Source organism: Streptomyces sp. WAC06614 (assembly GCF_003949795.1).
Taxonomy (GTDB): Bacteria; Actinomycetota; Actinomycetes; order Streptomycetales; family Streptomycetaceae; genus Streptomyces.
The window spans coordinates 1-4,294 of sequence record NZ_RPRY01000464.1 but is presented as its reverse complement, the minus strand read 5'-3'; the positions used below and the strand labels follow the sequence as shown (position 1 = coordinate 4,294).

The following is a 4,294-nucleotide window of genomic DNA, read 5'->3' as shown; positions in this document are numbered from 1 at the left end:
GGTGCGCGCGGCCGCCGAGCAGGCCGGGGTCGCCCCGGAGGAGTTCGTCGGGCCCGGCGGCGTCTGGGCGGTCCTGCTGGAGCAGGACGCCGAGGGCGACGGGTTCGAGCTGCCGGGGGTCCGGGACGCCGGGACCAGATCGGCGGGGAGCCCTGCCGGGAGGGGCGAGCCCTGCTGGGTCGCCGTCACCGCCTTGCCGATCGACCGTTCGACCCACGCGAAGCGTGCGGCGGGGAGCCGGCCGTCCTGGCGGAGGATCTCTCCCAGCCGGGCGCCCTGCACGTATGAGACGACCGCGCCCATCACCGCCAGCCCCAGGGCGGCGCTGATCTCCCGGGCGGTCTGTGTCACCCCGGCCGCGTGGCCGCGCATGTGCGGGGCCGTGCCGCCCAGCGCGGTGTTCCAGGCCGGGCTGACGCAGAGCCCCATCCCGATCCCCATGGCGCAGTAGAGGAACAGCAGCCAGACGTAGTTCTGCAGGTGCAGCGCCGTCGCGGTGCCGAACAGGGCGGCCACACACAGACCCATGCCGACGCCCAGCGGCACGCGGGGGCCCACACGGTCGTAGAGGCGTCCGCCGAGCGGCGCGCACACCAGCGTGGGGAGCGTGAGCGGCAGGACGGCGAGACCTGCCTCGAAGGCCGACAGGCCGATGACGTCCTGCAGCCAGACGACCCCGAACACCGCGAACCCGACGAACGCGAAACGCACCGTCGAGACGACCGCCGTGCCCACGGCGAACTCCCTGCTCCGGAACAGCTCCAGGTGCAGCAGCGGCTGGGGGACGCGCCGGCCACGGACCACCAGCAGCGTCAGCAGCACCACCCCGCCGGCCAGCAGCGAGACGACGGCGGGCGAGGTCCAGCCCCAGTACCGGGCCTGAGTGAGCGCCAGGACCACGCACACCAGGCCGCCGATCAGCAGGGGCGCGCTGGGCCAGTCGACCGGTTCGCGCCGCCGGGGGCCTTCGGTGAGCAGGCGGCGGGCGAGGACCACCGCGGCGAGGCCCAGGGGCGGGTTGACGAAGAAGATCGCCCGCCAGGAGACCGCCGTCGTCAGCACCCCACCGATCAGCGGGGCCATGCCGTAGAAGAGGGTGGAGACACTGGAGGAGATGCCCATGGCCCGGCCCCGCTCCCCGCGGCCGAACTCGTTGACGATGATCACCTGGGAGGCGGGCCGCAGGAGGGCCGCCCCGACGCCCTGGGCCGCGCGCGCGGCGATGAGCCAGGCCTCGGACCGGGCCAGACCCGCCGCGAGCGAGGCCGCGACGAAGAGCAGGGTGCCGTAGCGGAAGGTGCGTTCGTGGCCCAGGACGTCCCCGATGCGGCCCCCGATCGCGCTCGTGCCGGCGAAGCTGAGCAGATACGCGGTGATGATCCACTGGAGCCCGACGGTGGAGGCGTCCAGGCTCCGCTGGATGGTCGGGAGGGCGACCAGCACCACCAGGGCGTCGATGGCGATCATGGAGGAGGCGCAGGTCATCACGGCCAGGACCCACCAACGGTGACGCCTGCTCATGCGCCGAACGCTAACACGGAGGGATACCGAATCATGCCTTTGGGGATGATTCGTCCGCGCCACAGCCGTCCGGGACGTCGCGTCCGCCCGTCGGCCACCGCTTCAGCGTCGCCGGTCGGCAGGTTCGAGGAACAGCAGCGGCGTCCCGGCGAGCAGCACCACCACGCCGACGACCGACCCCCACCCGGCGTAGAAGAGACTCGACCAGAGCACCCACAGGCTGCCGAGGGCGAAGACCGCCGGCGTCACCGGATAGAAGGGGACGCGGTAGTGGGGCCGCCCGCCGCCGCCGGCTTCGCGGCGGCGGAAGACGTGGACCGAGAGAGCGATCAGCAAGGTGAAGCCCCAGAACACCGGCGCGGTGTAGGCGGCCATGGCCCGGAAGCCGACCCGCGTGACGGTCCCGAACGCGACGAGCACGGCCGCCGCGGCGCCCTGGAGCAGCAGCGCGTTGGCAGGTGTCGCGCCCCGCTGCCGCCACGTACCGATCGCACGGAACGCGGCCACGTCGCGGCCCAGCGCGTAGTACGCGCGCGCCCCTGTGATGATCAGACCGTTGAGCGTGGTCAGGGCGGAGAGCACGACGACCACACTGGTGATCGTCGCGCCGGTGCTCCCGGCGACCGCCCGCATCATGGCCGCGCCGACGGCATCGCTCTCGCGGATGCCGTCGAGACCGAGCACGTGCAGATAGGCGAGGTTGATCGCGAGGGACACCCCGACGACGACCAGCACCCCGACGACCAGGGCCCGGGCCATGGTGCGCCGGGCGTCCTGGAGCTCGCCGGAGAGGTACGCGGCCTCGTTCCAGCCGCCGTAGGTCAGCAGGACGAACATCATGGCCAGTCCCGTGCCGCCCAGGGACGTCGCCTGCGGTGTCCCCGCCGGGGCCGGTGGCGCCGGCACGGTGAACGCGGCGATGAGGATGCCGAGCAGGGCGAGCACCGTGATCCCCTCCACCCCCCGCTGCACCCACTTCCCCGGGGTCGTGCCCACATGGTTGACGAGGGTGAACAGGACGACGGAGGCGAAGGCGTAGACGCCCGGCCCGTACGCGCCGAGCGGCGCCACCACGGCGGCGTAGTCACCCGCCACGAACGCTGCGGCCGCGATGGCCCCGGGCTGGGTCACCGCGCACCGGGCCCAGGCGAACAGCAGCGCGAGCCGCCGCCCGTAGGCCTCGCGCAGGAACGCGTACTCGCCACCCGCATCGGGGCGCGCGCTGCCGAGCTCGGCGTAGCAGAGCGCACCGGTCACGGTGATCAGCCCGCCCAGCAGCCAGAGCAGCACGAACGCCGTGGCGTCGCCGGAGTGCTGCGCGACGAGCGACGGCGTCTGGAAGATGCCGACACCGAGGACGATGCTCACCACCATGACGGTGACGTCGAACGGCGTCAGGCCTGGCCGGACCGTCGCGTCGCCGGCGGGCTCAGCCACGGGCACCTCGGGATCGAACGCTACGCATGGGGCGCCCATGCTGCCATGCACGGGCCCGCGGCGCCCCGGGCCACGCTGCGTCCCGGCCGCTACAGAAGGGTTCGGCGGCGCTCAGGAGATGCGGCGGCAGGTAGGGGGACCCGACGCGGACGTCCCAGCCGCGGGGTGGCCCGGCCCGGGGCCATCGCGGCCGCAGCGTTCGGCGGCGGGCGTGACAGGCCGGACCGAGGACGTCGAGGTCGAGGGAAGCGTCCGGGGTGTCGGCGCGGTAGGCGACCCGGTAGGAGGCGCGGTGGGCTTCGAGCGCGTCGGCCAGGGCCAGGTCGAAACTCTCCTCGTCTCCGTCCACGAGCTGCGACAGCAGCACGACCGGGGGCCGGGCGACACCCCGGTCCTCGGCGACCAGGGCGCGCAGCGCACGCAGCGCCGTGGTGTCCGGCGCTTCCTCGACCCGCTCGCCGGTCTCCCGGGCGCGGGTACGGACCCGGTCCAGGGCCGCGTCGACGGCGGCGAGCTCGGCCCGGGCGCTCGGCGGGTACTCCCCGCGGCCGACGTCCGCGGTGACCCGGATCGGCCCGCGCCGTCCTCGGACGAGGCGCGCCACGCAGTCCTGGCCCGGGTCGCGGGCGACCCGGACTGACAGGGCGCCCCGGGCACTTTCGCCTGTCATTGCGGAATCCGGGCAACCGGCTGACAGTTCACGCACGGATCGGGAGAGTGTTCCAGGTGATCGAGACCGTCATAGCCGTGGTAGGAGCCGTCGTCACCGTAGGCTCTCTCGTCATCAGTTACCTGGCCCACCGTCACCAGGTCCAACGGGCCCGCGTCCTCGACCAGCGCGAAGCACGATTACAGGCCCGGGAAGAGCGTATGGAGGCCCGGGCCCGGGCTGCTGACCGCAGGCAGGACATGACCCAGGCGTCGATGATCGAAACAAGCGTCACCATCGTGCCGTCCGGCATCCATGAGGGGCTGGCCACCCCGCACCTGAAGATCACCAACCCGACCAACCAGGCCATTGCCGACCTGAGCATCACCTATGACGACAGGCGCATCACCGATGCGCCCAGAGGGCTCGGCCCCGGTGCCCGGCGCCTCGTCCCGCTGCCCGTCACCACCACACCCGGCGACGACCCCGCCAGGTTCCTCGTGCGACTCGTGGTCGATTTCACCGACGCGGCGGGCACCCGGTGGCGCAAGGAGCGCGGCATGGGCCTACGACAGGGCGCGACCGGCCGGGACGGCGAACAGCTCTGGCTCCGGAGCGAGGCACCGATCGTCGGCCCTGTCGCCGTACCCGATTCCCCACCCCCGCCCATGTCCGCCCCCGAGCCGC

General features: G+C 73.2%; 4 protein-coding genes. 1 reads left to right on the top strand and 3 read right to left on the bottom strand.

The features are described 5' to 3' along the window. The 3 genes from EF918_RS33200 to EF918_RS33190 all read right to left on the bottom strand — a co-directional run. A partial coding sequence (locus tag EF918_RS33200) for an MFS transporter (RefSeq protein ID WP_125652612.1) occupies positions 1–1,521 on the bottom strand: 1,521 nt, incomplete at its 3' end. Positions 1,522–1,623: 102 nt separating this feature from the next. Further along, positions 1,624–2,958: an APC family permease gene (locus tag EF918_RS33195; RefSeq protein ID WP_221889781.1), complete on the bottom strand. Its 1,335-nt coding sequence runs from the start codon at positions 2,956–2,958 to the stop codon at positions 1,624–1,626. Beyond that, positions 2,951–3,628, bottom strand: coding sequence for an immunity 49 family protein (locus EF918_RS33190; protein ID WP_125652610.1), 678 nt, complete (start codon positions 3,626–3,628; stop codon positions 2,951–2,953). Before EF918_RS33190 ends, EF918_RS33195 begins: the two co-directional genes overlap by 8 nt. A 56-nt stretch (positions 3,629–3,684) precedes the next feature. Here EF918_RS33190 and EF918_RS33185 point away from each other — a divergent pair. After that, a partial coding sequence (locus EF918_RS33185) for a hypothetical protein (protein ID WP_148141313.1) occupies positions 3,685–4,294 on the top strand: 610 nt, incomplete at its 3' end.